The 24,148-nt window shown below is 64.0% G+C and carries 20 protein-coding genes; 11 read left to right on the forward strand and 9 right to left on the reverse strand.

The features are described 5' to 3' along the window. Positions 1-402: 402 nt before the first annotated feature. The 4 genes from FV227_RS14955 to FV227_RS14970 are packed head-to-tail and all read right to left on the reverse strand — an operon-like array spanning position 403 to position 10,010. Positions 403-1,146 carry a hypothetical protein gene (locus FV227_RS14955; protein ID WP_147859342.1) on the reverse strand — a complete coding sequence of 248 codons (744 nt, stop codon included), beginning with the start codon at positions 1,144-1,146 and terminating at the stop codon, positions 403-405. Beyond that, complete coding sequence (locus tag FV227_RS14960; RefSeq protein ID WP_147859343.1) at positions 1,139-7,390, reverse strand: LPD38 domain-containing protein; 6,252 nt, start codon at positions 7,388-7,390, stop codon at positions 1,139-1,141. Before FV227_RS14960 ends, FV227_RS14955 begins: the two co-directional genes overlap by 8 nt. Then, entirely contained in the window at positions 7,390-9,690 is a 2,301-nt protein-coding gene (locus tag FV227_RS14965; RefSeq protein WP_147859344.1) for a hypothetical protein, read from the reverse strand. The genes FV227_RS14960 and FV227_RS14965 overlap by 1 nt, the downstream gene beginning before the upstream one ends. Continuing rightward, positions 9,690-10,010 (reverse strand): hypothetical protein, encoded by a 321-nt coding sequence (locus FV227_RS14970; RefSeq protein ID WP_147859345.1) that lies wholly within the window; start codon positions 10,008-10,010, stop codon positions 9,690-9,692. The genes FV227_RS14965 and FV227_RS14970 overlap by 1 nt, the downstream gene beginning before the upstream one ends. 320 nt (positions 10,011-10,330) lie before the next feature. Between FV227_RS14970 and FV227_RS14975 the strand changes: the two genes are divergently transcribed. The 3 genes from FV227_RS14975 to FV227_RS14985 all read left to right on the forward strand — a co-directional run bounded on the left by FV227_RS14975 (position 10,331) and on the right by FV227_RS14985 (position 12,625). Further along, complete coding sequence (locus tag FV227_RS14975) at positions 10,331-11,023, forward strand: thermonuclease family protein (RefSeq protein WP_246686582.1); 693 nt, start codon at positions 10,331-10,333, stop codon at positions 11,021-11,023. A 154-nt stretch (positions 11,024-11,177) separates the two neighbouring features. Beyond that, positions 11,178-12,047, forward strand: coding sequence for a hypothetical protein (locus FV227_RS14980; RefSeq protein WP_147859347.1), 870 nt, complete (start codon positions 11,178-11,180; stop codon positions 12,045-12,047). Positions 12,048-12,055: 8 nt separating this feature from the next. Then, entirely contained in the window at positions 12,056-12,625 is a 570-nt protein-coding gene (locus tag FV227_RS14985) for a hypothetical protein (protein ID WP_147859348.1), read from the forward strand. Positions 12,626-13,802: 1,177 nt separating this feature from the next. Here the strand turns inward: FV227_RS14985 and FV227_RS14990 are convergent. From FV227_RS14990 to FV227_RS15005, 4 genes are all read right to left on the reverse strand, one after another. Further along, positions 13,803-14,222 (reverse strand): excisionase, encoded by a 420-nt coding sequence (locus tag FV227_RS14990; protein WP_147859349.1) that lies wholly within the window; start codon positions 14,220-14,222, stop codon positions 13,803-13,805. A 27-nt stretch (positions 14,223-14,249) separates the two neighbouring features. Further along, positions 14,250-15,008, reverse strand: a complete 759-nt coding sequence (locus tag FV227_RS14995) for a hypothetical protein (RefSeq protein ID WP_147859350.1) — start codon at positions 15,006-15,008, stop codon at positions 14,250-14,252. Positions 15,009-15,062: 54 nt separating this feature from the next. Continuing rightward, positions 15,063-15,620: a hypothetical protein gene (locus FV227_RS15000; protein ID WP_246686648.1), complete on the reverse strand. Its 558-nt coding sequence runs from the start codon at positions 15,618-15,620 to the stop codon at positions 15,063-15,065. Between the two features lie 264 nt (positions 15,621-15,884). Beyond that, positions 15,885-16,139, reverse strand: a complete 255-nt coding sequence (locus FV227_RS15005; RefSeq protein WP_147859351.1) for an XRE family transcriptional regulator — start codon at positions 16,137-16,139, stop codon at positions 15,885-15,887. 49 nt (positions 16,140-16,188) lie between these two features. On the opposite strand from FV227_RS15005, the gene FV227_RS15010 reads away from it, so the two are divergent. The 5 genes from FV227_RS15010 to FV227_RS15030 all read left to right on the forward strand — a co-directional run bounded on the left by FV227_RS15010 (position 16,189) and on the right by FV227_RS15030 (position 19,840). Continuing rightward, positions 16,189-16,677, forward strand: a complete 489-nt coding sequence (locus tag FV227_RS15010) for a hypothetical protein (protein WP_246686647.1) — start codon at positions 16,189-16,191, stop codon at positions 16,675-16,677. Between the two features lie 79 nt (positions 16,678-16,756). Next, complete coding sequence (locus tag FV227_RS15015) at positions 16,757-17,296, forward strand: hypothetical protein (RefSeq protein ID WP_147859352.1); 540 nt, start codon at positions 16,757-16,759, stop codon at positions 17,294-17,296. A gap of 64 nt (positions 17,297-17,360) precedes the next feature. Beyond that, positions 17,361-18,044, forward strand: a complete 684-nt coding sequence (locus tag FV227_RS15020) for a hypothetical protein (protein WP_147859353.1) — start codon at positions 17,361-17,363, stop codon at positions 18,042-18,044. A gap of 80 nt (positions 18,045-18,124) precedes the next feature. Next, positions 18,125-18,448 carry a hypothetical protein gene (locus FV227_RS29055; protein ID WP_187274819.1) on the forward strand — a complete coding sequence of 108 codons (324 nt, stop codon included), beginning with the start codon at positions 18,125-18,127 and terminating at the stop codon, positions 18,446-18,448. Positions 18,449-18,613: 165 nt separating this feature from the next. After that, the gene (locus FV227_RS15030; RefSeq protein ID WP_147859354.1) at positions 18,614-19,840 is read left to right on the forward strand and encodes a hypothetical protein; all 1,227 of its coding nucleotides are present in this window, start codon (positions 18,614-18,616) and stop codon (positions 19,838-19,840) included. 507 nt (positions 19,841-20,347) lie between these two features. Here FV227_RS15030 and FV227_RS15040 read toward each other — a convergent pair. Beyond that, entirely contained in the window at positions 20,348-20,875 is a 528-nt protein-coding gene (locus FV227_RS15040; protein WP_147859356.1) for an Arc family DNA-binding protein, read from the reverse strand. A gap of 526 nt (positions 20,876-21,401) precedes the next feature. Between FV227_RS15040 and FV227_RS29060 the strand changes: the two genes are divergently transcribed. The 3 genes from FV227_RS29060 to FV227_RS15050 are packed head-to-tail and all read left to right on the forward strand — an operon-like array spanning position 21,402 to position 24,024. Next, positions 21,402-21,842, forward strand: coding sequence for a hypothetical protein (locus FV227_RS29060; protein ID WP_187274821.1), 441 nt, complete (start codon positions 21,402-21,404; stop codon positions 21,840-21,842). Further along, entirely contained in the window at positions 21,839-22,771 is a 933-nt protein-coding gene (locus tag FV227_RS15045) for a toprim domain-containing protein (RefSeq protein ID WP_187274822.1), read from the forward strand. Before FV227_RS29060 ends, FV227_RS15045 begins: the two co-directional genes overlap by 4 nt. Next, positions 22,768-24,024, forward strand: a complete 1,257-nt coding sequence (locus FV227_RS15050; RefSeq protein WP_147859358.1) for an AAA family ATPase — start codon at positions 22,768-22,770, stop codon at positions 24,022-24,024. Before FV227_RS15045 ends, FV227_RS15050 begins: the two co-directional genes overlap by 4 nt. Positions 24,025-24,148: the final 124 nt, after the last annotated feature.

The raw sequence follows: 24,148 nt of genomic DNA on the forward strand, positions 1-24,148 counted from the left end.
TGCCAGGCGCAGCAGGAACGCCAGTAAGTGAAACGACCGTTTTCCCGTCATTCTGACGAGTGCTCGGATCTGACACGCAAAAGCGGCGCAAGACCGTCGGGAAAACGTGTCGGCAAATCTATGGTCGGGGAATGGGTCTTTCGAACCCCGACAGTCGCCCTACGCCTGACCCCGGCACTCCCGCGCGTTCTGGGACTGTGTGAGCAGGTTGGCCGCACGTTGCATGGCGTGACCGGGGGCGTCGTGACATCGCCAGACGGACATGACCGGACCGCTCCACGTGCTGAAGCCGCCTACGCACGGCAAGGGGCGGTAGGAGCGCGGTAGGTACGGCAGCGTCACGGCAAGAAGCACGGTAGCAGCAGAGGTATCACACCACAGGCACTGACGACGGGCAAGGTTCTAGTGCCCCGTGCCCGCCCGGTCCGTCGCCTTCTGCCGGGCGACCCGCTGCTGCCGGCGGTGCACGTCGAGCCCGCCTGGCTGCTGGATCAGGCGTTGCGTCGCCTCCTCGTCCTGCTGTCGGCGGCGCAGCTCGTCGTCGACCATGCGCCCCATCAGGTCCGGCCGGCCGGTGATACCCCAGCGCTCCTTCGAGACGAGATCGCGCGCGGCCACGTCGTGACGCACGAGGACCGTCGGCGCCTCGCGAGTGCCTGGCTGATGGAAGGCCACGTTTTGGAATCTGCTGGCGAGGCTGACCTTCGCGAAGCGGCAGGGGGCGGAAATAGACGCAGGGCTGCGACCGAAGCCAACGCTCACCCACTCGTCGGGCATGTTCGGGACACCCTCGGGGCACAGAACGGTGCGGTCCGGGTAGAACGCGCAGTCATCGAATTCCGCGAGGCTGAAGCCTCGAAGCTCCTCGTAGTCGACGCATCGATCGGTGATCGCCACGTTCGCGAACGGCACCAGCGGGACCAGGAAGGCGAGCGCGTGCGCGCGGATCGCACCCTCGACCAGCCCCCGCTCCCGATCCCAGCCGCTGGTCTGGCGGTTCCAGGCGTGCGCGACGTAGGCGCCGATCTTGTCCCGGTGCACGACGACGTGCCGCGTCACGGGCGTGGTCGGCCGCTCGATCTCATTCATCGAGACCAGGCCTGCGGCCTCGTGCTTGCCGGGCTGGTGGATCTGCTGCTCACTCATCGGACATGGCCCTCTTCCGCTCTCGATTTCCACTCTTCGGCTGCCGTGGCAGCAGGTCCGAGAGGTCTGCGTTCTCGCCATCCTTCAGCAGCCGGGCCTTCGCCTCCGGCCACCGTTCCGCGACCACAGCCGGATCGTAGAGCCGCTTCGCCGCCAGCCGGCCGCGCAGCTCGCGCGCGACGTCGGGGGACAGGATCTTGATCCGGTCCAGGAACTCGGCCGGGTCCTTCACCGGGACGCCCTGCATGCCGTCGGCACCGAACGCGATCAGGGCGTTGCGCGCCGTCACCATAGCGTAGGCGTCGAGCGCGTTGCGGAGCTTTTCCCCCGTCGGCCCGTCCACCTCGATCGGCTTCGCGTCGCGCCGCGACAGGGTCAGGCTCGACCGGTCCAGGTCGCCCTCGGGGATCAGGTTCCGGTCGCCGATCGCGCGCGAGACGCCGGCGATGACCGCGTTGTAGGCCCGGGCCAGCACCAGGGGGTGCAGGAGCTTGTCGCTAGCGTCGAAGCCCTGCTTCTGCAGGGTTGCGTAGGCGCGCTCGTTCGCCGGCAGGCCGCGCAGGTAGCTCTCGGCACCGGTGCGATCGCCGGTGGCGATCTTCTGGCCGTAGGCGGTGGCCGCCTGCTCGAGCGTGCCGGCCTTCTGCCCGACGAGGCCGTAGAACCGGGTCGTCGCCTCGGCCCCGACCGAGAGGTTCTGGACGAGCTCGCGCGCGAGCGGCAGGTCCCAGATCGTCTTCGCCTTCCCGCCGGGCTTGTCCTGCATCCAGTGGATCAGGCTGTCGGCGTTGCGCAGGAAGTCGATCGCCGTCCCGCCGCCGAGGTTCTTGGCCGCGTAATCGACCTTCATCGGCGACCAGCCGGTCACCTGCCCGATGCCCTTGGCGATCTCCGACGTGTAGCGGGTGTACTGCTCCGAGGGCGGCAAAGCCTGGAGCGACGGCGGCACGATCGGCCGGTCGCGGAAGGCGTCGTAGTTCGCGCGTGCCCCGTAGAACGTGTCGATGAACGGGTTGCTATACGGCAGGTGGTGCGCCTCGGCGAGGGCGTTCCCGAGCTTGGCGGCGATCGTCGGGTCGCTGCGCATCATGTACTCGACCCCATACTCGAACAGGTCGGAGACGTTGCGCACCAAGCCGAACGGCTTCGGGAACGACAACCAGTTCCCGTCCGGTCCGATCTTGGTCAGGTTGTAGCCGCGGTCCCGGCGCCACGCGGCAGCCCCGAACCACTCCGGATCCTCGCTGTTCAGGTAGGCGACACCGCCGCCGAAGATCATGCCCCAGGCCATGGTCTTCACCCACGCGGCGCGCGAGTCCTTCAAGCTGTCGGCCTCGATCCGCGACAGCTCCTCGCCGCGGGCCCGCTTCCCTTCCAGGCGCACCATGTCGCCGATGAGTGCTCGCGCCTCCTTGTCGGTGCCCTGCGCCGACGCGTTCAGGAACGGCACCCACCGGGAGACGGTCGCCATGTGCGAGCCGACCTTGCGGAAATCGATGTAGTCGTTCGCCTTGAAGGTCGCGTAGAGCGACGCGTTGTAGGCGTCGAAGCCGAGATCCTTGGCCTGCTTCACGTAGCTCTGGAACTGGCCGGCCCGCGTCGCCGCTTCCGACAGCTCGGCAGCCTTCGCGCCGGCCCCGAGCAGACGGCTGACGACGTTCTTCTCGCGGAACATCCGCTGCGCGCCGCCGCGGGCCAGGGCGCTGCCCTCGACCGCCTCATGGATCACGCCGCCGGCGAAGCCGCCGAAGCTCAGGTACTTCTCGAAGTCGCCACCGCCGCGGACCACATCGAAGCCGCCCTGCAAGGCGGTGATGAACGGGATGTAGCCCCTGGCTCCGGTCGCAACCGAGGTGCCCTGATCGCGGGTGAAGTTCCGGTAGATGAACCCGAGGCTCTTGGTGACGCCCTGCCGCAGCACCGCGCCGCTGATCTGCAGCACCGAGAGGAAGATGTTGCGCTCCGGCGTCGTCATGGCGTTCAGGGCCGTGTGCAGCTCCCGCCCGAAGGCGTCGTCCGCGAGGCGCAGCGCTCGGCGCTCGCCGTTCACGTAGTAGAACGTGATCGGCTCCTGCCCGGGTCGGATCGGCTCCTGCCGGAAGACGTGTGCGAAAACGTCGTCGCCCAGCATGCCCTCGGCCTGATGGATCAGGGCGCCGAGGTCGAGGCTGTCGACGTTGGCGCGGCTGCCGGCGGCGCGGAGCGCGTCGACCACATCGATCCGGACGGACGAGAGCTTGTTGGCCGGAATCGGCTCGGCGATGAAGCCGGAGCCGGGGCCGGCGATCTCCGCAAGCCGGGCGAGCGCCGCCTTCGTGTCGTTCAGGGCCGCGGCCTGCTCCAGGTCGTAGACCTTCTTCACGGTGCTATCGAGCGGGTTCAGGACCGAGCGCTGCGAGCCGCGGAAGGTCTTCATCATCGACGCCCCGTCGCGCCGGGCGCCGCCACCCGTCAGGGCGCTGGTGCCAAGGTCTTCCATGTCGCGCAGCTTGGGCGCGTAGTCCTTCCGCGCCAGCGAGGCGTCGAGGTACTCCTTCGTGAACAGCCCCTTGTCGTAGTGGCGCTGCAACAGGTTGGTGTTGAACTCGTAGAACTTCTCCGCGCCATCGGCGAAGGTCGGGAACTTGGCGTCGAACTCCTGCACCGCCCGGGCGTAGTCGCCGGCCGAGAGCTTGCCTGGCGGGTTGGGGATCTCGCCGGCGGCAAAGCGCTCGTAGTCCGCGACCATGCTGCGGGCCGTCAGGTAGGCACCGAAATCGTGCCACTGCCCCGAGGTGTAGCGCTTGCCGATCGCCGCCTCGATCGCATCCCGGAACGATGCGCCGGTCGCCGTATCGCTGCGAGCGCCCCGCACCCCGTGCTCGAGCATGGACTGCGCGGTCACGTTGGCGCCGGATCCGACGCGCGCCAGGATGTAGGCGTGATCCTGCGGAAGCAGGTCGAGGGTCTTGCCGGTGTTCTCGCGGAAGACCCGGCCGAGCGCGTCCATCGCCCGATTGAGCGGATGGTGCGGCGAGAGCAGGCGGGTGTAGAGCGCGTCCCGCCAGGCATAGTAGACCCCGCCGCGCGGGTCGGTCGCTGCGGCCCCGAGGAAGTCCGCCCCGAACACGTCGAGGATGCGGGCGAACAGCCCATCGGGCTTGGGCGTGATGACGTCCGATCCGACCACGGCGCCGCTGTCGGCCCGGTGGATGACGTCCAGATCGGCACGCAGCCGGTCGAGCGCCGCGGCCTGTACCGGCAGCCCCTCGCGCAACGTGCGCTCCAGGTCGGCCGTCGCGTTGGGATAGGTCCGCTCGGCATAGGCCCGGTTCGTGGCGTAGAGCCGGAACAGTTCGGCGAAGGCCTCGGCGTCGCCGGTCTCCCCCGTGCCAGCGCCGAGCGGCGCCAGCTCGCCGCGGTTGCCGATGACAACAGGATCGACCACCGCGCGGGTCTGCGGGCTCTGCTGCAGGCTGTGCCCGATCTCGTGGATGGTGGTGTCGAGATCGGCGAGCGAGCGCACCCGGGCGACGCCGGTACTCGTGCTGAACTGCCCGCGGGCGCCGGCCTGGACGCGACCGGTGCGCAGGATCGTCTCGAAGTCGGCGGCGAAGCGGGTGCCCAAGGCCTCCAGGCGTTCCGGCCGGGCGTCGCCCTCGATCGGGGCGGTGCCCTGATCTTCGACCGGGCGGCCCTGGCGGATCTGATCCGGCTCCTCGATGCCCTTGGCCGGCGCGCGCCTCCGGAACAGCAACTCGCCGACCTCCTCGGCCTCGGCGCGCACATACCGCTCGGTCGCCTCCTGCACCTGCCGGACACCGGCATGATCGAGGGTGACGCCGCGGTCCGTGACCTTCGCCACGCCGCGCTCGCGAAGGGCAGCGAGGGTCAGATCGAGGTCGGCCGTGGACTGGCCCGGCACCGCGGCGCGCAACTCGTCGAGGGGGATCGTGCGTTCGGCCGGCGCACCATGCAGACGGGTCGCCGCCTCGACGAGGCTGGTTTCGGGGCTGGTCAGCAGGCCCGGTGCGGATGGAGGATCGATGCCCCGCGCCACCAGCGTCTGCTCAAGATCCGCGACCGGCCCGACGCGGCGAGCCGGGATCGAGATGTCGACCTGCTCGCCCGTGCCGAGCAATCCATGCTTGCCGCCTCGGCGCGCACCGCTCGTTCGCTCACCGGTCAGGCGCTTCACGCCCGGGTTCTCGGCGAGGAACTGCTGCATGATCTGCGACATCGCCCGCGGCCCGAAGACCCCGCGCGACAGGTCGATGTTGCCGCCGCCGAGATGGGTAAAGATGTCCCGGACGTCGGCTCTCTCGCCATCCACCCGGACATTCGTGTAGCCGACCGGCTCGCCGTCTCGGAGGATGCGGTAAACGCGATCGTCTACCTTGCCCGGCTTCACCATGCCGAGCTCGTCGTGATCCGCGGGCGCAAGGGTGAATTTCGGCGCCGGCTCGCGCGTCACCCGCCCGGCCTCGCTCCCCTGCCAGCGCCCGTCGAGGAACGCCTTCACCTCGGCGTCGAGCGGCGTGTGACCGGCGACCTTGGCGTAGATCTTCCGCCAGGCGTCGGCGACGCCCGAGAAGAACCGCTCGACCACGCCGACTGGCTTCGCGTCCTGGGTCACCCAGCGCGACACCTGCTCGGCGAACCACTCCTCGAAGCTGTGCTGATAGCCGGCGGCCGCGGAGCCGGCCGGGATCGGCTCATCGCCCGTGCGCCGGTACTTGATCCGCTTCGGCTGCCCGGCGTCGCCGAGCTTGCGCGTCGCGGTGACCGGGCGAAGCTGGTTCAGGCTGGTGGTGCCGGCATCGCGGGCGGTCGCCGCCCGGAATGCGGCCTGGATCGCGTCCTGCGTCTGGGCCGGCGCGGCGTCGTACAGCCGGAACTGGACCTCGTGGCCGAACTCGTGGACCGCGTTGTTCAGCGCGTGGTGCTCAGACATACCCTCGGCGAGGAGGATGTTGCCCTGCCGGTCGTTCATGCCGAACAGCGGCGCATCGTCGAACTTCGGCTTGGCGACGCTGACGCGGGGCGGCTCCATGTCGAAGCCGCGGGCGAGCTCGTCGAGCGTGCTCTGGACCTTCGGAGCCCAGGCCGGAGCGTCGGGTGCGGCTGCAGGGCGGATGTTGTCCCATTCGGCGCGGGTCCGAGCCTTGAAGGGAGGCGGCTCGGTGCGGGCGATCGGCGGCGCCGGTACGGGCTCGTCGCGGATCACTACGGGCGCATCCACCGCGGCGGCTTCCACGCCGCCCTCCCCCGCTGCGGGGGGAGAGACACCGCCCGTTCCCTCGGCCCGCCCGTCCGCCTGCTCGCGGGACACGGGCGCAGCTGGGTCCGACTCGGCCGTGGGCATCCCTCGCGCCGGCTCCGCGGCGCGCAGTGCGGCCTCTGCCGGGGCAATGCGATCCAGACTGCCCGCCACTGCCTCCGACTGCTCGCGAGGTACATCGCTGGCTCCTGGCAGGGCCTCGCGCGGCAGGTCGATCCCGAGTGCGTCCCGCTGCGCTCGGCGGCTCCGCACGAACTCTGCAACGCCGCCGGCGGCCTTGCCGATCGCCTGGCCGGCGGCGTGCACTCCGGCGCCGAGCATTGCGCCGGCGACCGGGGCCAATACGGCTTCCAGCGGCTCGAAATGCTCCTGGTCGCCCGACGTGGTTCGGATGCCCTGCACCGCGAGGTCGGTGGCGCCGGCCCGGATACCCATGGTCGCGGCGGCCTGCGCCGTCGCCCCGAAACCACGCGCACCGAGTGCACGGGCCGCGACGCCGCCGCCGAAGCCGAGCAGGTTGGACGGAGCCGCCACCTGTCCGAGAATGGAGCCGGCCACGCTCCGCGGCGTGATATTGGTCGGCGCGGTGTCGTAGAGGATCTGCTGCAGCACCATATCCCGGGCAGCAGCGCGGGCGGCTTCGGCCCGCTCCATCGTCAACTCCGGCACGAAGCCCGAGCCGACCCCGATGGCGTCGGTCTCCGGCATCGGAACGCCACCGCGCGCGATGCGCAGCGCCTCCGCCTCATCCAGCGCGCCCTCGATCGTGCCGCTGCCGAGCGTGCCCTGGAAGTTCTCGCCGAAGCTCATGCCCTGGCGCGGGCCCTGCCCTTCCGGGTCGAACCGGGTGCGCGGCCGTGGCGGCGTCGGCTCGGGCAGTGCCATGCCGATCTCGTCGCGGAAGCCCGGCGGCACGACTGCACGGGGCTCCTCTGCCGCGGTCTCGAAATTCGGGACGATCAGACCTTCCTCGACGGGCGGCATCAGCGCTGGGCTCCGGTTCCGAGGCGGCGGTCGACTTCGGCGAGAAGGCGCTTCGAGGCGCCCGGGCCATAGGTTGCGTCGAACTCGGTCATCACGGCCGGGTCGGCGCGGTTCTGGATCAGCGCTTTCAGGTCGGCGAGCTTCGCCCGGGCCTCAAGCTCGACGGCAGCCGTCGGGGCTGCGCCTGGGTTGCGCGTTGCCGGGCTTACCGCGGAGGACTGACCGCCGGCGGCCGGCGGCGCGGGGGATGCCGGCTGTACACCGCGGCCGGCCATGGCGTCGTCGAGCCGCTGCCCGTCGTTGGCGCGGTCGAGGCGGCGCTGATCGAACGGATTCGGCACCTGCCCGCGGCTGATCTTGCCGAGCACGTCCGTCGCCGCGACGGCGAGATCCCGGTTGATGTTCTGGTGCTGAATGGTCGAGGTCAGGACCTCGTCGGCGTACTCGCCATAGGTGCCCTGCAGCTTGCCGACGAACGCCTTCAAGCCGGCCGTGTCGTCGTCGCCGATCGCGCGAAGCTGGCGCGCGAGCACCATCGCCTGAGACCGGGTTACCGCCATCGGCTCGGGGATGCCGAGTTGCCTCTGCGAGGCGAGGCGGGCGCGGACGATCGCCTGTGCACTGGCCGGCGTAATCTCCTTCTGGTCTGCCGGCCCCTCGTACTGCGCCGCCTCTCGCGCGGCCTTCACCGCCGGCAGATCCTCAACCGCGAGCGCCGGATCGGCGCGGCGGGCCTGGATCAGCGCATCGGCCTTCTTCCGAGCCTTGACGTAAGCGCCCATGTCCTCGGTGAAGCCGTCGACGCCGGGCTTCGGCTCGAGCGTCTGCAGGCGCCGCTCGATGTCGCCCTCGGGCAACGATCCGATACCGTCCAGCGCTTCATGCACCTGGCGGGACCGCGCGCGCTGGGCGAGCCAGTCCTTCGCAGCTTGCGGGCCGAGCGCCTGCGAGACGTCTTCCGCCCGCAACTGCGCGTTGCCCTGCCCGGTGGCCTCGATCGAAGCGAGGTCGTCGGACATGCGGGCCTGAAGCACGCCGGCCTGCTCGCGGTCCGCCTGCTGCTGCCGGCGCTTCTCCGTGGCGTAGAGCGACTCCGCGCGGCGCAGGCCGGTCTCACGGACGTCTTCCGGGATGATGGAGGCCAGCTTGCCTTCGGGCGTGTCCCCCATCTTTCGGCCGGCCCAGCCGATCACGCTGTCCACGGTCTTGCCGGCGAGGATCGAGCGGTTCGCCGCGATCTGGTCGTCGCCGAGCACGTCGCTCACGGGCGTGCCGGGCTTGGCTTTCAGCACCGCGGCCGCGCCGCCGGAGCCGAGGAAGTGAGACAGGTAAAGGGTGGTCGGGTTCTGGGGCAGGCCTTGCGCCGCGAGCGCTTTGCCGTTGTCGTCGGCGAGAAAGCCGACCATCTCGCGCGACAGGTCCGGATCGTTGCGCAGCGCCAGCACGGCAGCTGAAGAGCGGCCCTGCAGCAGGTCCGGCCGGTGCGACCGGATCGTGGCGAGCCACGTGCCCTCGGTGAACTGCCCGGCGCCTGTGGCGGTCGAGTTCGGGTTCCGGGCGGTGGCGTTGCCGTTCGACTCCACGCCGATGATGCGGTCGATCACGCCGTTGCGGCCGGTGACCGGCCCCTTCCATGCTGCGACCTGGTCCTCAGGATCCAGCATGCCGATGCGGGCGGTGATGCCGCGCAGGGCAAAGGCCTTCTTGGCGGCCTGTGCCTGCACTTCGGTGATGATGCCCTTCGACGCCGCCTCGTCGTAGCGGGCCCCGACCGCACGAACCATCGTGTCGACATCGGCCTGGTTCGGCGCGTTGACGATGGTGTGGAGGCCGCGGTCCTCGTCCGTTCGGATGCCGGCGAGCTCGTGGTCGGCGTCTCGCTTGTCGGTGAGGCCCTTCACGGTGACCTTGCCGCTGGCGAGCGTGCTGGCATGGTTCAGCATCCAAAGTTCGCGAGCCTGCGGGTCTCGGATGTTGGCGGCCGCCTCGCGCAGCGCGGTCTGCGAGCCCTGCTGGTAGGCGTCTGCGTCCGGAGCGTCCTGTTGCTTCAGGAGGAGATCGGTATGGGCTGGGATGAAGGCGGCATCGGCGCGGGCCTTGTCGAAGACCGCACCCTCCTTCTGGTCCTTCGAGATCATGTCGAGGCCGATGCCGAGGCCGGCATCTCCGATCTTCTGGATGCCGGCACCGATGGCCGCCTCCCCGCGGGCGAGCGGCGACAGGTCGTAGCTCGCGATACCGCGCTGGCTGGCGAGGGAGCCGGCGGGCCCGAGGTCGTCGGCGGACGGCAGGCGGGGCATCAGCGGACGCCGAACCGACGCAGGACCGTCACGGTGCAGGTCGCAGTCGTGGCCGCGGCATTCACATCTCGCACCGCCATATCATCCAGGATCGCGGTGCCTTGTGTCGCGTAGACGTCGAAGGGCGACCCGTCCTGCATCACGAGGCGGATCGTCCCCGGTGCGGAGCAGGCGAGAACGACGCCGTCGCCGTAGGGAACGGGAGTGCCGGGCGTGATCGGCGCGGCCGACCGGTAGACCCCATTGTTCTGCTGCTGTGCCGATGCGGGGCCGCCCGTCAGCAGAGCGAACATCAGGAGAGCGGGCCGGACGAGACGCATGGTGGTTCTCCGAGGATGCGCCGTCGCGTCAGGGTGGCCTCGAAGGGGCTACGGGATGGCCGCTGGTGAAGCGGGGCCGCGACCAGGCGATCAAGGGACTTGGCGAAGGCAGATGGACCAGCGCTTGGCGCCATGTGGTAGCAAGGTACCGCACTCTATTGAATGCCTCAATCGCTTGCGTGATCATGAAGCTATGCCAAGTTCTTCATCCACTGCATGATGTTGTGAGGGTGGGCCGCGGTTGAACAGAACCGATGGCTCGACAGCGGCTTCGCAGCCCGTAGTGTGTAGGCATGCGCTACACCGGTCCGATGTTGCTGATGCTGTTCACGGGTCCCGCTTTGGCCGCTGAGCCTATCGTTGGACGAGCTAGCGTTACCGACGGCGACACGGTCGTCATCCGCGACATCCGCATCCGCCTCCACGGCATCGACGCGCCCGAGAGGGCGCAGCTCTGCCAGGACGTCGCTGGTAAGTCCTACCAGTGCGGGCAGGCCGCCGCTCTCGCGCTGTCCGACCGGATCGGCGGATCCCCCATCTCGTGTGAGCCACGAGACACCGATCGCTATGGCCGCACCGTCGCCGTCTGCCGGAAAGGAGCAGAGGATCTGAACGCCTGGATAGTCGCGCAGGGCCACGCCGTCGCCTACCGCCGCTACTCCGCGGACTACGTCGAGGCCGAGACGACCGCCAAGACGGCCAAGCACGGCATCTGGGCCGGCTCGTTCACGACCCCGTCCGAATGGCGCCGGGGCGAGCGCAGCATGTTCATGGGCTTCGCTGCGCCTGGCGGGCCGGACGGGCCGATCCCCGCGCCGGTCTTACGCGCGGAGCTGCCGGCTGCAGGCAGCTGCACGATCAAGGGCAACATCAGCCGGAAGGGCGAGCGGGTCTATCATCTGCCGGGCTCGCGCGATTACAACCGCACCAGGATCGACGCGAAGACCGGCGAGCGCATGTTCTGCAGCGAGAACGAGGCCAAGGCCGCCGGGTGGCGGGCGCCGCGCGGGTAAATCTCAGGTTGGGACGGCCCTGCCGACAATCTGTGAGAGCCGAAAGGTGCAGGCGTGTTCAGGTCCGGCTTAGCTTACCCGGGTGTACCCCCCGGCAATCGTCCTTTAACGTGTCAAGAGGATGCTTCCAGAACGTAGGAGTCGAACGATCGCGATGCGTTGGCAGCCGGCACATGAAACACACGCCATTGAACGCGTAACTGTCACGTTGATGTTCGCGGAACATATCTCCACGAAACCGTGGCAGATGCTGCTTCCACTTGCGACGCGGGATCTATCGAAGTTAGGCTTTCAAGCTGCTCCGGACGCGCCACAGCTGGCGCAAAACCTGCCACAGAGCGCCCCCGGCGTTGCGCAACTAGTAATTAATATCGGAGCAAATCCCGTCGCATTTGGGAATGTTGGTGGCGGCATTCCCTTCTCTAGAAACTTCCAATATATCGAAGCCGGCGAGGCGCGCGACGAAATAATCGTTGCTCGTAATATGTTTTTGTTTACTACAACTTTCTATGGCGGGTGGGCCAGCTTGAGAAATCGGTTTGCAGAGGCGCTGAATAACCATATAAGCATTGCTTTGAATACAGTAAACATTGGCGCAATAAAGATTGAGTATTGGGATAGGTTTGTATCAGAAGATAGTGCGGACGCGGCTGACTACAAAGGGCTTTTGGATATTGCCTCAAAATATGTGCCAAAGTTTGGATTTGAAACAGAAGGCTTATGGCATTCCCACGTTGGGCTTTTCGTGGAGCCTGGATCGTCCGAACGGCGCTTAGTCAACTTGAACATCGATGTGGTCGATATCGCTGAGGCCCCCGAAGCCGGCGCTGTAATGGCCGAGCCGGCCCAAAAGCGATCGGTCGGAATCTACTCCATGGTGCAGGACACCCCGAGGCCGGGCGCCCCCCTTGAATCAGCTGCCGCGATCTACTCGACGTTGGATGAGATGCATACCATATTGAAGGTCGTGCTAGCGGACGCTATCACCGATGCGGCTTCTGATCGTATCGCACTCAACCCCTAGGCGCCCTCGTGCTCGAAATCGTTTCCACTGTGGCTGCTGGGTACACCGTGAGTGAGTATGTGCGCCAGGGCGATTTGGTTGAAGCTACGAGTCGTCCGCCAGAGCAGGCACCAAAGCGCAAGCAGCTGACCATTACTCGATCCTTCGCGGGCGCCCCCTCCGAGGCTGTCGCTGGCAAGATTGCACGTGCAACGACGGCCGTATCTGAAACCGCTCCGCTCGTGATAGGTCCGCGGCGCGCTGGTGATCCTGTCATTCGGGAGTTGGCCGGATTTCGGACGCTTCTGGCCGGTTGGGACGGGGAAGACGCTGCCGAACCCAACCAGGATTCGATCACTCAGGCTGTTCTTTTTGTCCATGCCTGCGTGCCAGCGGAGGGCTTGGCCGAGCGCTTGATCGCTACGCTGCATGCTGATGGTTCTGCCATCCTGGAAATGAATGATGAGGTCGATGCCTCTCTAAACTTCGGAGAGGTAGGCCATATTATCTATTCAATTGACGGTATTGAGCCGGGCGAAGTTGCTTTCGACGGGGCTATCATACCTGAATTGATCAAGACTGCTCTCATTCGGAAGTAGGGCGTCTTCACTTGGAATGCGCATACTGCCGGTCGACCTTCGCATGGCTCGAAGATCCGACGCTAGCAAAAATTCGAGCAGATATACTTGATCGGAGACACCCGAATGGATGCTGCCAAGCGTTCATTTCAAGCGATTTTTCATCTGGACCTGTCGGCGATGAGGAAATCCTTACAAAGATACTTATATCTCCGTTTCACGTCGACAGAAGAAAAGGCGTATTGCTCAAGGGAGCTATCAGTGTAGCTGAAGTCAGCGGTCTATCAGTACTCCGGGAGGAGCAAGCCACTGACGAAGAAATAAAAGAAACGGCCGAAACGCTTGTAAAAACAGCTCGCTCTTCTGGCAACTCTAAGGCAGGGGTCTATGGCGTAGCAAAGTTTCTCTGCAAACGAGTTAGAGATTTTCATTGTGATCTGGATTTAAACCCTTCGTATTGCGTATACGACACTTCATTGCCTTCAAGCGCCTCTCATGCGGAAATATTCCAAAGAATTCATAAAATAGATAAGCCGATAATCGAAGAGAGGCGGCGACTAATTCTGGCTGATCTTAACGACATTGGCGTTGTCACCGCTGCCACATATCGCAACGGCCTTCTAAGCTACCTGGCTCCGCCACAATAGATTCTTAGGCGCCCCGCTCCTTCCCCAACACGATAGGCGAACGCTGGATCAGCGACCAGACCTCCTGCGGTCCTAGTCAAGCCCGCTTCGCCTTTGATGCTTTCTCAGCGAGACGGGGCTAGTCCACGTCGCCGAGCCAGTCGTCGAGCACCTCGCTCTGCATCGTACAAAAGGCGCACGCACTCGCGCGTACCCTTCGCAAGAAGCTTTGCGTCGGTAGCTCTCGCCATTCCTGACTTTTCAAGCAAGAGGTCGATACTGTTAAGCCACCTTCGCTCCATATCGCCTCCATTGAAAGTTATGTAATACATAGATTCGTAGTATTCCTTTTCTCTACCCAATCTTTTTACGGCGTTATCAGCGGCATTTAATAAAATATTTGCGTTAATAAGTCTCTCATGAGATCGAGAGCTATTTGGATCTTCTGCTACAATTTCAAGAGTATGCTGCACTCCCCTGAGGAACGATCGCGCAACACGATGGTCGCTTGTCATAGGTTAAAATCGAAGCCCCATGTCACCCGGCCCCATGTTCTCGAGGGTGAACTAAACTTAATCAAGGCGCCCTGTCTTGCGATGACTGTTCGGCGAGGGCCGTTTGAGCTGCTTCAGGCGGTTTTCCAGCGCGAACAGCGCGGACGCCTGTGCTGACCCGGACGCCTCCGTCGTCTTTGATGGTCCAGGTGCCGGGCCTGCGCTTGCCGTCGGCGCCGAGGTTACCCCGCTTGAACCAGAGCCTTGGGCCTTTGGCTTCCGCCGACATGCCGTGCGCATCTCCCTGATCGCCTCGAGCGTGGTGTAGAGGCGGCCGCCGATCCGCTCATAGCCGAGTTCGTCGCGGCCGATCGCATTACGCAGCGCGAGCCCGGAAAGGGAACCATCAGGGAAAGCGATGCGCGCGGCAACGTCGAGCAGCAGCGGCGTCTCGTCGGTGATCTCCGACGCGTCTGGGATGCGGATTGGTCGCCTCATTACCTCTAATTTACCAGTGTTTATTTTCTAATCCGAAGGTTTCTCACCTGATGGAACTACGTGTCTTCCGGTTGTACCGGCAGGCATAAGCTTGCCGAAAAAACTTCTTTCGTCAAACACACTACCTTCTATAATTTTCATAAATTCTTTGTTGCTAAATTGTTTCATCAGCTCTTCGGCCAAAATATTCTGTTTTATAGTTCCTATCTCTATTATGATTTCTATGCATCTGTTTATCATATTTGATAGTCTTTCGGAAGCAACTGCAGTGTGTGCTATTCTAATTGTTGGGTATGTGAATTCAAATTTTGGAGACTTAAGATGCAGAACGACATGGTCCTTATTCCATGCCGTTGGCTCTAAGTTTTCACCAGAACCATAATGAGCTATGACTGTATCGCGTATTTTTGTTATATATTTGTGATCGCTTTTTTCATTCGCGTTCATCTTGCCGACTACATCAATTTTAAATCGAGCGCTTGAGCTTGAATGTACAGCCCTACAATAAAGCATCATAGCGTGAACGAACAATGCCTCAGTAATTATTGCCGACTCGTCCTCGACAGAATCTTTTCGATTTTCGAAAGAGGTTGTACTAGCTGTATCAAACGCTTGCCTTGCTTCGCTAAGGTCGTGATTGATCGATCTAACAGCTTCAATGTTACGAAGAGCCCTAACAAGGGAACCGTATTTTTCATCCTTATAGTCAAAATCTTTGAAGGCTTCTGATAGATCGTAGGGCGGTATTTTATTTGCGATATGTGTTTTTCTTGGCATCCAAGGCATCTTGCAATCCAAAAATTTATTAGTCAGTCAGTACTGTCTATTGTTTCTAGGTCTCTACGTCGTGATATCCAATCGCGCCGCCTGATAGACAGCTACGGCCATCGCTGCCCAAAGGGTGACGAAGCCTAACGTCACACGATCTCTTGGCTCCTGCTGTTTGATAGCCACAGTCGTTTCGAAGGTGCCTCTCTTGATGTGGGCGGTCTTGAAGGCTTCACTGGTCACCGCTTTGTGCGGGCCCAGCGCCTTCTCGAAGGCATCGGCATCCTGCTTGCCAATTGCGGCGTCGAGCCTGTGAGCGAAACGGTTGCGGAGCGTGCCTACAAACTTCAGACTTGGACCGAAGCTTTCATCTAGGCCCAAGGCGATCGCGAGCTTGATGCGCCCATAGTAGTCGATCTCGAGATCCTTGATCCCCGCCGGGTTGGGGAGGCGCGCTCGGATGAAGTCGATTAGTTCGCTCTCGATGTAGATGTGGCCGCGCACCACCGCCCCAAGTTCGTCCTCGCCCAGGAGAGCTTGATTGAAGCGCTGCAGCTTCTCGTCGATGCCCATTCGGACGCTGGTCTCAGGTTCCTCGCTCATATTTCTATCGCTTTCGGTGTCGGGCACCGCCATCCTGGAATTGGATGCTAGGCCTCGCGGGCAATGCGGCTTCGTTCCTGGCGTAGGCCTGCGACGGGGTGCGGCCGGCATCAGTGGTCGCCAACTCCCGCGAACCATCGGCAGCGGTGACCCCGGTCAATATGGCGTAGCCGCACATTGGCAGCCGAAGGATCTCGCCCAGCGACTCACTGTAGAACCGCGGCCCCCGGGGCAACAGGGTCAGCATGTAGTGCAAGCTCGGGCGTAGCTCTCCCTTCCGAGCTGGCCCTCTCACGGCGCCTTCCGCTCCCGGAACCGGATTCCGGCGCCGCCCCCGTTCTCGGGGATGAACTCCAGCCCGGCGCGCTCGAAGGCCTCGACCAGGGCGCGGTTGTTCATGGTCGCCATCCGCGCAGTCTCCTCCTTCGTCTCGAAGGCGCCGATCGTCGATCCAGGCACGCCAGACACCTCGACAAGATCCTTTTGCTGCCAACCCACGAGGGCGCGGGCAGCGCGACACATGCGCGGCGTGAGCTTGATGGACATGGCCTGACCAGTAGGAGACGCATCAAACTGTATCCCAGATACCGTCCTGTTGACAAGCTACCGTATATCTGTATGCTGGATACCGTTCGATATGCGAGTTACTGTCATGACAAAGGACCGCCTCTCTTGGACCACCGCTCTCCTTGATCTGAAATCCGGCCGCGCATCCCGCGCCGACATCCGCGAGGAGCGTCTGCGCAGCACCGCCGGCCTTCGCGGCACACCTGCCATCGCCCTTTACGCTTGGCGTGGCCGGTCCGGTTGCCGCTACGTCACCGGCGTTCACGACCTCGTCCCCGTCGTCGACGCGGATCAGGCGCCCGCCGTCTTCATCGCGATCAGCCGTAACGCTGCCGGCCTCGCCTGCATCGTCGGGGTTCTGGCGTTCGAGGGCGATCTCCCCGCACTCGTCGCCTTCCTGCGTACCTCCGCTGTTGCCGGCGCGACGGAACTGCAGCTGCACCGCCTCGCCGAGACCGGAGGTGAGCGCGCGGCGATCGTCGCCGACCTGACCGAGATCACCATCACGGTCGCCTGATCGCGCGCCGGTCCGTCCGGCGTCAGTATTTCCCTTCCCCATCCCTCACCACCGCCACGAGCCCTCTGGAGCCCGAACGATGAAGCACGCCTGTATCCCCGATTTCTCGACCTACCTGCCGTCCCGGACACCGATCGCACATCCCACGCCGGCCGACCCGATCCACGCCGCGATCCAGCGGCACTGCGCTGCGCTCGACAACTACCGGACCGCGCCGAGCCTGATCACGAACAACGAAGTCGACGCTGCCTTCGACGCTCTGGTCGTCACCGCCTGTGCCAGCCGCGTCGGCGCAATGGCCTTGCTGGCGCACTTGCGCACCTTCCTCACAGAGGAAGCTGATTTCGCCGACGGCTGGTGGCCGTCCTTCCAGATGGCCCATGCCCGCGCTGCCGACCTGCAGCTGCTCCTCGGCGGCGGCATGCCACCTACCGCGATCCCGCCGGCATTCCCGTCCGGGCGGATGGTGCCGGCGGCTGTGGTCCACATGCAGGCGCCGCAGCCCATGCCGCTGCACCTGCACGTCATCCACGGGGTCGGCGCTGCCAACGAATTGATCTCGGCCATCGCGATTTTCGGCGCCAGCGCCTGGCTCGTCGGCCTCGCCACCACCCTCTGAAAACCCGTCCTGCCCCTTGCCCCGGGCCGGCCGGCTCGCGGGCTTCCCCTATGGAGAACCCGATATGCGCAACCCCCTGAACCGCCACCCAAGCGACGAGACGAAGCCGACCCTTCGCGAGCGCCTGACTGCAACGAAGGCCGGCCTCCGCGATGCAACGGCCCGCGCCGGCAAGGCCGCGGCCTCCGCGAGGATCATGCTGCAGAAGCCAAAGCCGAAGCCCGAGCCGGCGCCTGTCGAGCGCGAAACCAATCCGGCGCGTCGGGCCGTGATGGCGGGCTCTCTTGCTGCCGCCGTTCCACTGCCGGCGCTCGCATCAGCACCTTCGCTTTCTACTGAGGAGGCCGCTTTTCTGGCCGTACTCCCCGCCGTCCTGCCGCTGCTGCACCGGATCATCCCGGCAGATGCGGAGATGACGCGCCTCTATGACGAGGCTGAAGGCATTGCAGGGCGTTGGCCTGGGCCAAACGACGATACCGCGTGCTTAGCTTGGTCGAAACGCTGCGACGAGGCGCGGGACGCAAACGGCTATCACGCGGCTTGGCAGGCGGCGAACGCGATCGAGATGGAGCTCGTCGCTCTGGTCGAGGAGTTCGAGAAGATTCCTATGCAGACGTTGCCGGCCATCCTGCTGAAGGTCGCGCTCAACGGCCTCGGCGAATGGTGGGAGGAGAGCGCCTGCGCCGATCTACATCGTCTCGCTGCCGAGCGGTTCGGTCTGCCTGTCATTGAGCGGCCGGAGGCTTGAGCGTGGGTGACGTTCACCCCTTCCGCCCGCGAACGGCCGCTCGTCTGCCGCCTCCGCCCTCGCCGGCGGAGACCCGTTACATGATCGAGGAAGCCGCCCAGACCGCCCTCGACACTGCCGACGCCCTGCTCGCGATCCTCGACCGGATGGACGGCGATGCGGACCACGAGGACAGCAGGGACGCTGGACCCGCCCTCGCCGCACCCGAGAGCCATCATGGCAGGCAGGTCGTGTGGCTGCACGGAAACGAGCGCGATCGCGAGGCGGGGGCACCGGAGACCGTGCTGCCGATCGTGACGGCCAAGGATGCCGTGACCTCGCCCGCTCCCCTCGCATGGGGCGGCAGGGGCAACATTGTCTCGGCAGCTGGCGTGGTGCTGCTGGAGATGGTAGCGGGGCGGTGACACTGATGGGCCGCTAAGAACGGATCTCTGCTTGGGCGCACGTGATCGGCTTGATAGCAAGGGCAGCGATCCGCACGAGCAACGATAGTCGACAGCTTCGCGCCTATAACTGCTATAGTGCTCGCCGCGCATTGTTTCTAGAAGCGAGCGCTTAGGGTCCGTTGAGTGAGGCTCGACGACGGCGCATCGTCCCAAAACACTGATTACGAGAATGAAGCAGCTATGGCAGCCGATCAGATCCCGATTGGACGAGGGGTAAAGCAGGGCGAAAACCCTGCGCAGTTCCAAGATAGCGTACTTCGACCCAACATCGTACCGGATCGGGCATCACCAACTGTAGCGAGCTACTTCCGTGTTCCGCCCGTCTGGATCGGTGAGCAGCCTACGCTTCCAGTCAATCAAGTGCTACCAATCACTTGGGGGCATGAGACCATACTGCGCCTCACGATGGCATGCGGTATAAAGATTCGAGTCCAACGGGACGGACTATTTGCATTCGACTTTACTGACTTTTTACCCGCAACTTACACAATTATTCCTGGTTACATACATCCGGAAGCACCTCATCGCGTGCCAAAAGAGCATACCGCTGCTGAGCAGCAGGCGGAGAACATTGCCATTTTTCGCGCGCAGATCATGAACGCTCATCAAGCTTGTCTGACTACCGCTGAGGCACTCGTTCGTCAGCGAAGCGCGGCAATGGGCTTCCCAGTCAACGCCTGGAACACATTCAAATCTATTAGCCTAGACGCTGTCCCGCCATACTACGACGACACAGAGGATGAGCGTGCTGTCGCACGGAATGTTTACAACAATAGTTATGAGATCCGTCGTGAGCACGATATGTCGCGTAGATTATTGGAATTAGATGTTGTTGCGAAGTCGTTTGATCTTTTGGATCAAGTTATCGCTTCATCGCCGACTGCCGTCGCAATGGTCGAGGGTGCGTATATGGCGGCCTCGCGATCTGTTGAGAAACGCTTCGGCGAGAGCGTCGTGCTTGGTTGGACTGTCTGCGAGCAACTAGTCTCAGTTGCATGGCAGCGATTGCTCGATAGTAAGAAATCTACAAATGAACATAACATCATGACCGGGAAACGGATCGATAAACTTACCGGTCGCGACTATACAGCTTCTGTTATGACCGAGGTCTTAGAGCTTAGCGGCGTGCTTTCCGCCGATGTCTACAATTATTTAGAAAAAGGTCGCAAGGCTCGCAACGCCTGGGCGCATTCGATGCAGACACCAAACGATACCGATGTAAACGCTTGTATTTCAGGTATAAAAATACTGTTCAAGCAACTACTGGATATTGATCTTGCTCTACAGACTGGTGGGCGAGGCGGCGTGCCGCAATGGCCTATTTGGATGTTGCATCGAAGTGTTCCGTAACACACCCCTTATATGCAATCACGTTATTGGCAGCAGACCGGGCATGAGGCTGGCTGCGGAAACGTGGCCCCGGCACTTGGGCCGCTTCTGTTCTACGCGGCCGGACTGTAGGGCCCGCGACGCTGGAGCTTTCAGTTTTGCACGCGACTAGCTGGCGCGCGTGTGAAGCTTGAAACCGCCAAACGTGGACGTCCACGCTGAAAAACCACTAGTGATCTGCTTCACACCCGCCGAGGTTGCAGGTCGCTGGAAATGCTCGGCCAGCTTCGTCCGCAGGCTGATCGACAACGGCGAGCTATCGGCGTTCCGGGCCGGTGGTAAGCTGCTCCGCGTCAGGGAGCCGGACCTGCTAGCATACGAGCAGCGTCAAAGCACGAGCGCCAAGATTGCAGTCGTGGACACAACACCCCACAGTGCGGACCGCAGTGCTCCTGTCTTGGGGCTGGATGCTGCAATCAAGCATCATCGCCAGCGAGCAGGTCGATAAATCAGGCATCAAGCTAAGTTCTAGACCTTCTCTCCATCGACGATAAAGCGTTGAATGGCCTGGGGCGCGGTGATAATTCCTGCCTTCTCATCGCCAGCTTGATCTAAGTCGCCGCGATATGAGAGTATCGTCTGATTTGAGATGATTTGTGCGGCGTACTTTGCGCGTCTTTCAAAATCTTCGTCACCACGCATCATGCCTATCGCTTCGAGATGTGATTTACTACAACTCAAAGTAAGATAATAGAAGGCCATCCCGACGGTGTTAGCCAGAGCTGGGTCATTCTCCCAGTTTCTACCATCTTTTGAAACTGAAGTTTTTATCGCTGTAGAAATATATTGTAGCAGTTTTGCAGTTCGGTCTCCGCCAAGGAGAATCGCATGCAAATCGCTCTCGCGAAAAGACTGCTCCAATCTGAACTCCACTTCTTGTGCGATCGAGCGTCCAGATTTTTCGGCCGCAGTTTCTAGACGATCTCTAAGTTCTCGAGTCGAGCGCATGTTCAGGGGCACACGCTTGCCTTCGCCTTCCGGCAGCTTCCTAGACATCCATTCTCATCCACCAGGCGATGAAATGCTCTGCGTCACCTAGCACGCAGAGAGATTGACAAGCAAGGCGGCCTTCTCGTAGCACTGAGAACGCTGCGTCACCCGTGACGCATTTTGGAGGGCGAGATGATCTTGGAGGAGGTAGTTCGCAGAGCGCAACAAGGGCTTCCTGTGAAAGTCCCTGCGCTCGCTGAGGCGAGCGGGAGATCCCGAAACGCTCTATATCAAGCGATCAAACGGGGAGAATTGGAAGCAGTCTGGTTGGGCCGCGCCGCAGTGGTTCCAGGTGCAGAAGCTTTACGGCTGCTTGGCCTATCACAGCGGGACGCAGCATGAAGAAGCCCGAGGCTTTTCCAAGCGCTCGGGCTTCCAAGATTGTCGAATTCCAGCCCGACACCTTGGATCTTAGCGCTTCACTCGTCACTCGCCAAGCGCAGTGCATTGCAGTCCGTTGCAGACTGTCGGCCTCTATCGCAGCCGTGGTGGCCGAACTCGCTTTCGGCTCGTCCAATGCCGAGGCCTCCCTATGAGCGGCCTCCTCACTTCCACTGGGCTTCTGCGCGAAATCAATCCCGGCATCTTGGGCGTCCGCACAATCCTTTCGGATTATCGGGATACCAATCAGGCAGCATTGATCATGCTGCCGCCGCGGGACGAAGCCGCCGCAAGCCACGCCGCGATCCTCGAGCTGCACGGGCTCTCGCCGCGGCTTCCGATGCCGGCCATCGGGCGTGCGCCGGCCTACAGGCCTTGGCGGCAACCAATCCACGTCTTCACGGACCGCCAGACCCGGCGCCATCGCGACATGGCCCTGTGGGTGCACCGTGTCGGTGGCAATCACCTGTCCGCGTCCGAGCGTCGGTTCGTCGGCGAAGCGATCAAGTGGAAGCGCGAGCTCTCGATCACGCAAGCGGATTGGCTGACCGAGATCGTCGACCGCCTGGATATGTTGGAGCGCGGCCTATGACGTCGCGCCTGCGCATCCTCAAGGCCGCCCTCGGCGGCGACATCAGCGGGCGGACGCTGAACGCCCCGACGATCGGGCACGGCCCGTCCGACCGCGGCACGTCGTACACCGACTCGCCGGGCGCGCCCGACGGGCTGCTAGTCACCGTGCGGAACGGCGGCGGTCGGACCGACGATCTCGCTGCGAAGGACCGTGCGCTGCAGATCCTTGGCGAGCTGCCGGAGCATCTGCGCCGGCGCGACGAACGACCCGATCCGGCGGCAGGGCAGCGGCGGCTCGAGGCGCGCCGGCAGGCCGAGACGCAGGAGCGGGCAGACTCCGCGCGTCGGCAGCGGCAGGCCCTGGCAATCTGGGAAGCCGCCAGCGATCCTCGGGCGACCGTCGTCGAAGCCTATCTGGCCAGTCGCGGCCTCGGTTTGCCCGCTGATATCGCCGGCGATGCCCTGCGCTTCAGCAAGCGGTGCCCGTGGGGCAAGGGCGAGACGGCGATGGCGATGGTCGCCCCCTTCCGTTGCGTGCGAACGGGTGCGGTCGTCGGCATCCATAGGACGGCGCTGTCGCCCGCCGGCGCGAAGCTCGGGCGCAAGATGCTCGGCGCCGCGCTCGGTGCCGCGATCATGCTCGATCCGCCGGAGGACGTCGCGACCGGGCTGACCATCGGCGAGGGTATCGAATCGTGCCTCGCGGCGCGGCAGCTCGGCATCCGGCCGGTGTGGGCGCTCGGCAGCACGGCCGGTATTGCGAGTTTCCCAGTGCTTGACGGCATCGAGTGCCTGACTGTGCTCGGGGAGCGCGATGCCGGCGCAAGCGACGCGGCCTGCAACCAGGTCGGGACCCGCTGGCACGAGACTGGCCGACTAGTTGACGTCGTCATGCCGCGAGTCGGCAAGGACATGAACGATGTCCTCCGCGCCGAGGTGGCGGCATGACGTTGCCTGGGCGGCCCAATGTCGAGCCTCTCTACGATCGGCGCAGCTTCGTTGTGCCCGAGGAGGACGGTCGATTTGCGCCGCCCGTGCTGGATCTGGTCGAGTCCGTACCGTCGATCCGAGCGACGCCCTTCGTGTGGATCGATCCGAAGTCAATTCCGCGTCGCCGCTGGCTCTATGGCCGCCATTACATCCGGCGCTACCCGACGGCGACGGTGGCGCCCGGCGGCCTCGGGAAGACCAGTCTGGTGCTCGTCGAGGCGCTGGCGATGGTGACAGGCAAGCCGCTGCTCGGCGTGCCGGTGCCAGAAAGGCTGCGGGTCTGGATCTGGAACGGCGAAGACCCACGCGAGGAGATCGAGCGGCGTATCGCTGCAGCATGCCTCCACTACGGGATTGCGGCCGAGGACATCGGCGACCGCTTGTTCATCGACAGCGGCCGCGACACGCCGATCGTCATCGCTCAGAAGCTCGGCGAGGGCGTGACGGTGATGCGCCCGGTCGTCGACGCCGTGACCGCGGAGATCCGCGAGCGTCGGATCGACGTCATGACCATTGATCCGTTCGTCTCCTGCCACGCGGTACCGGAAAACGACAACGGCGCGATCGACCGGGTGACCAAGACCTGGGGGGGCATCAGCGAGGCCGGTAACTGCTGCGTCGAGCTCGTCCACCACGTCCGCAAGGCCGGCGCCGGACAGACCACGTACACGGTCGAGGATGCCCGCGGCGGCTCCGCGCTGATCGGTGCCGTCCGTTCGGCGCGCGTGCTCAACGTGATGTCGCTGGAGGAGGCCGAGAAGGCCGAGGTGGCGCCGGCCGACCGCCGCCGCTTCTTCCGGGTCGACGACGGCAAGTCGAACATGGCGCCGCCACTGGAGAAGGCGGAATGGCGCGAGCTAGTCGGCGTCGGGCTGGGCAACGATGGCCCAGATGGCCCTGAGGACTTCGTGGGCGTGGTCGCACCGTGGAGGATGCCGGGTCTGTTCGATGCCGTCGACATCGGCGACCTCAGGAAGGTGCAGGACGCCATCGCCTCAGGGGTCTGGGCCGAGAGCGCACAGGCAAGCAATTGGGCCGGCTTCGCCATCGGCAGCGCCCTCTCAATCGATGCCGACTCAGCCAGCGGGAAGCTTCGCATCAAGGCGATGCTGAAGACCTGGATCGGCAACAAGATCCTAAAAATCGAGCGACTTCACGACAAGGCAAAGGGTCGAGACAAGCCTGTGATCGTCGTCGGAGAACGGGCATGACCGGGGCCGCTGCGATGCCTCTCCCCACCTCTAAATTGCAGGTGGGGAAAGGTGGGGAAGTGGGGAAAGCCCAGGCCCCCACCTCGCCCCCCACTTCACCACCCCCCTTTAGGGGGGTGTGTGG

It is taken from the genome of Methylobacterium sp. WL119 (assembly GCF_008039875.1).
In the GTDB taxonomy this organism is placed as follows: Bacteria; Pseudomonadota; Alphaproteobacteria; order Rhizobiales; family Beijerinckiaceae; genus Methylobacterium.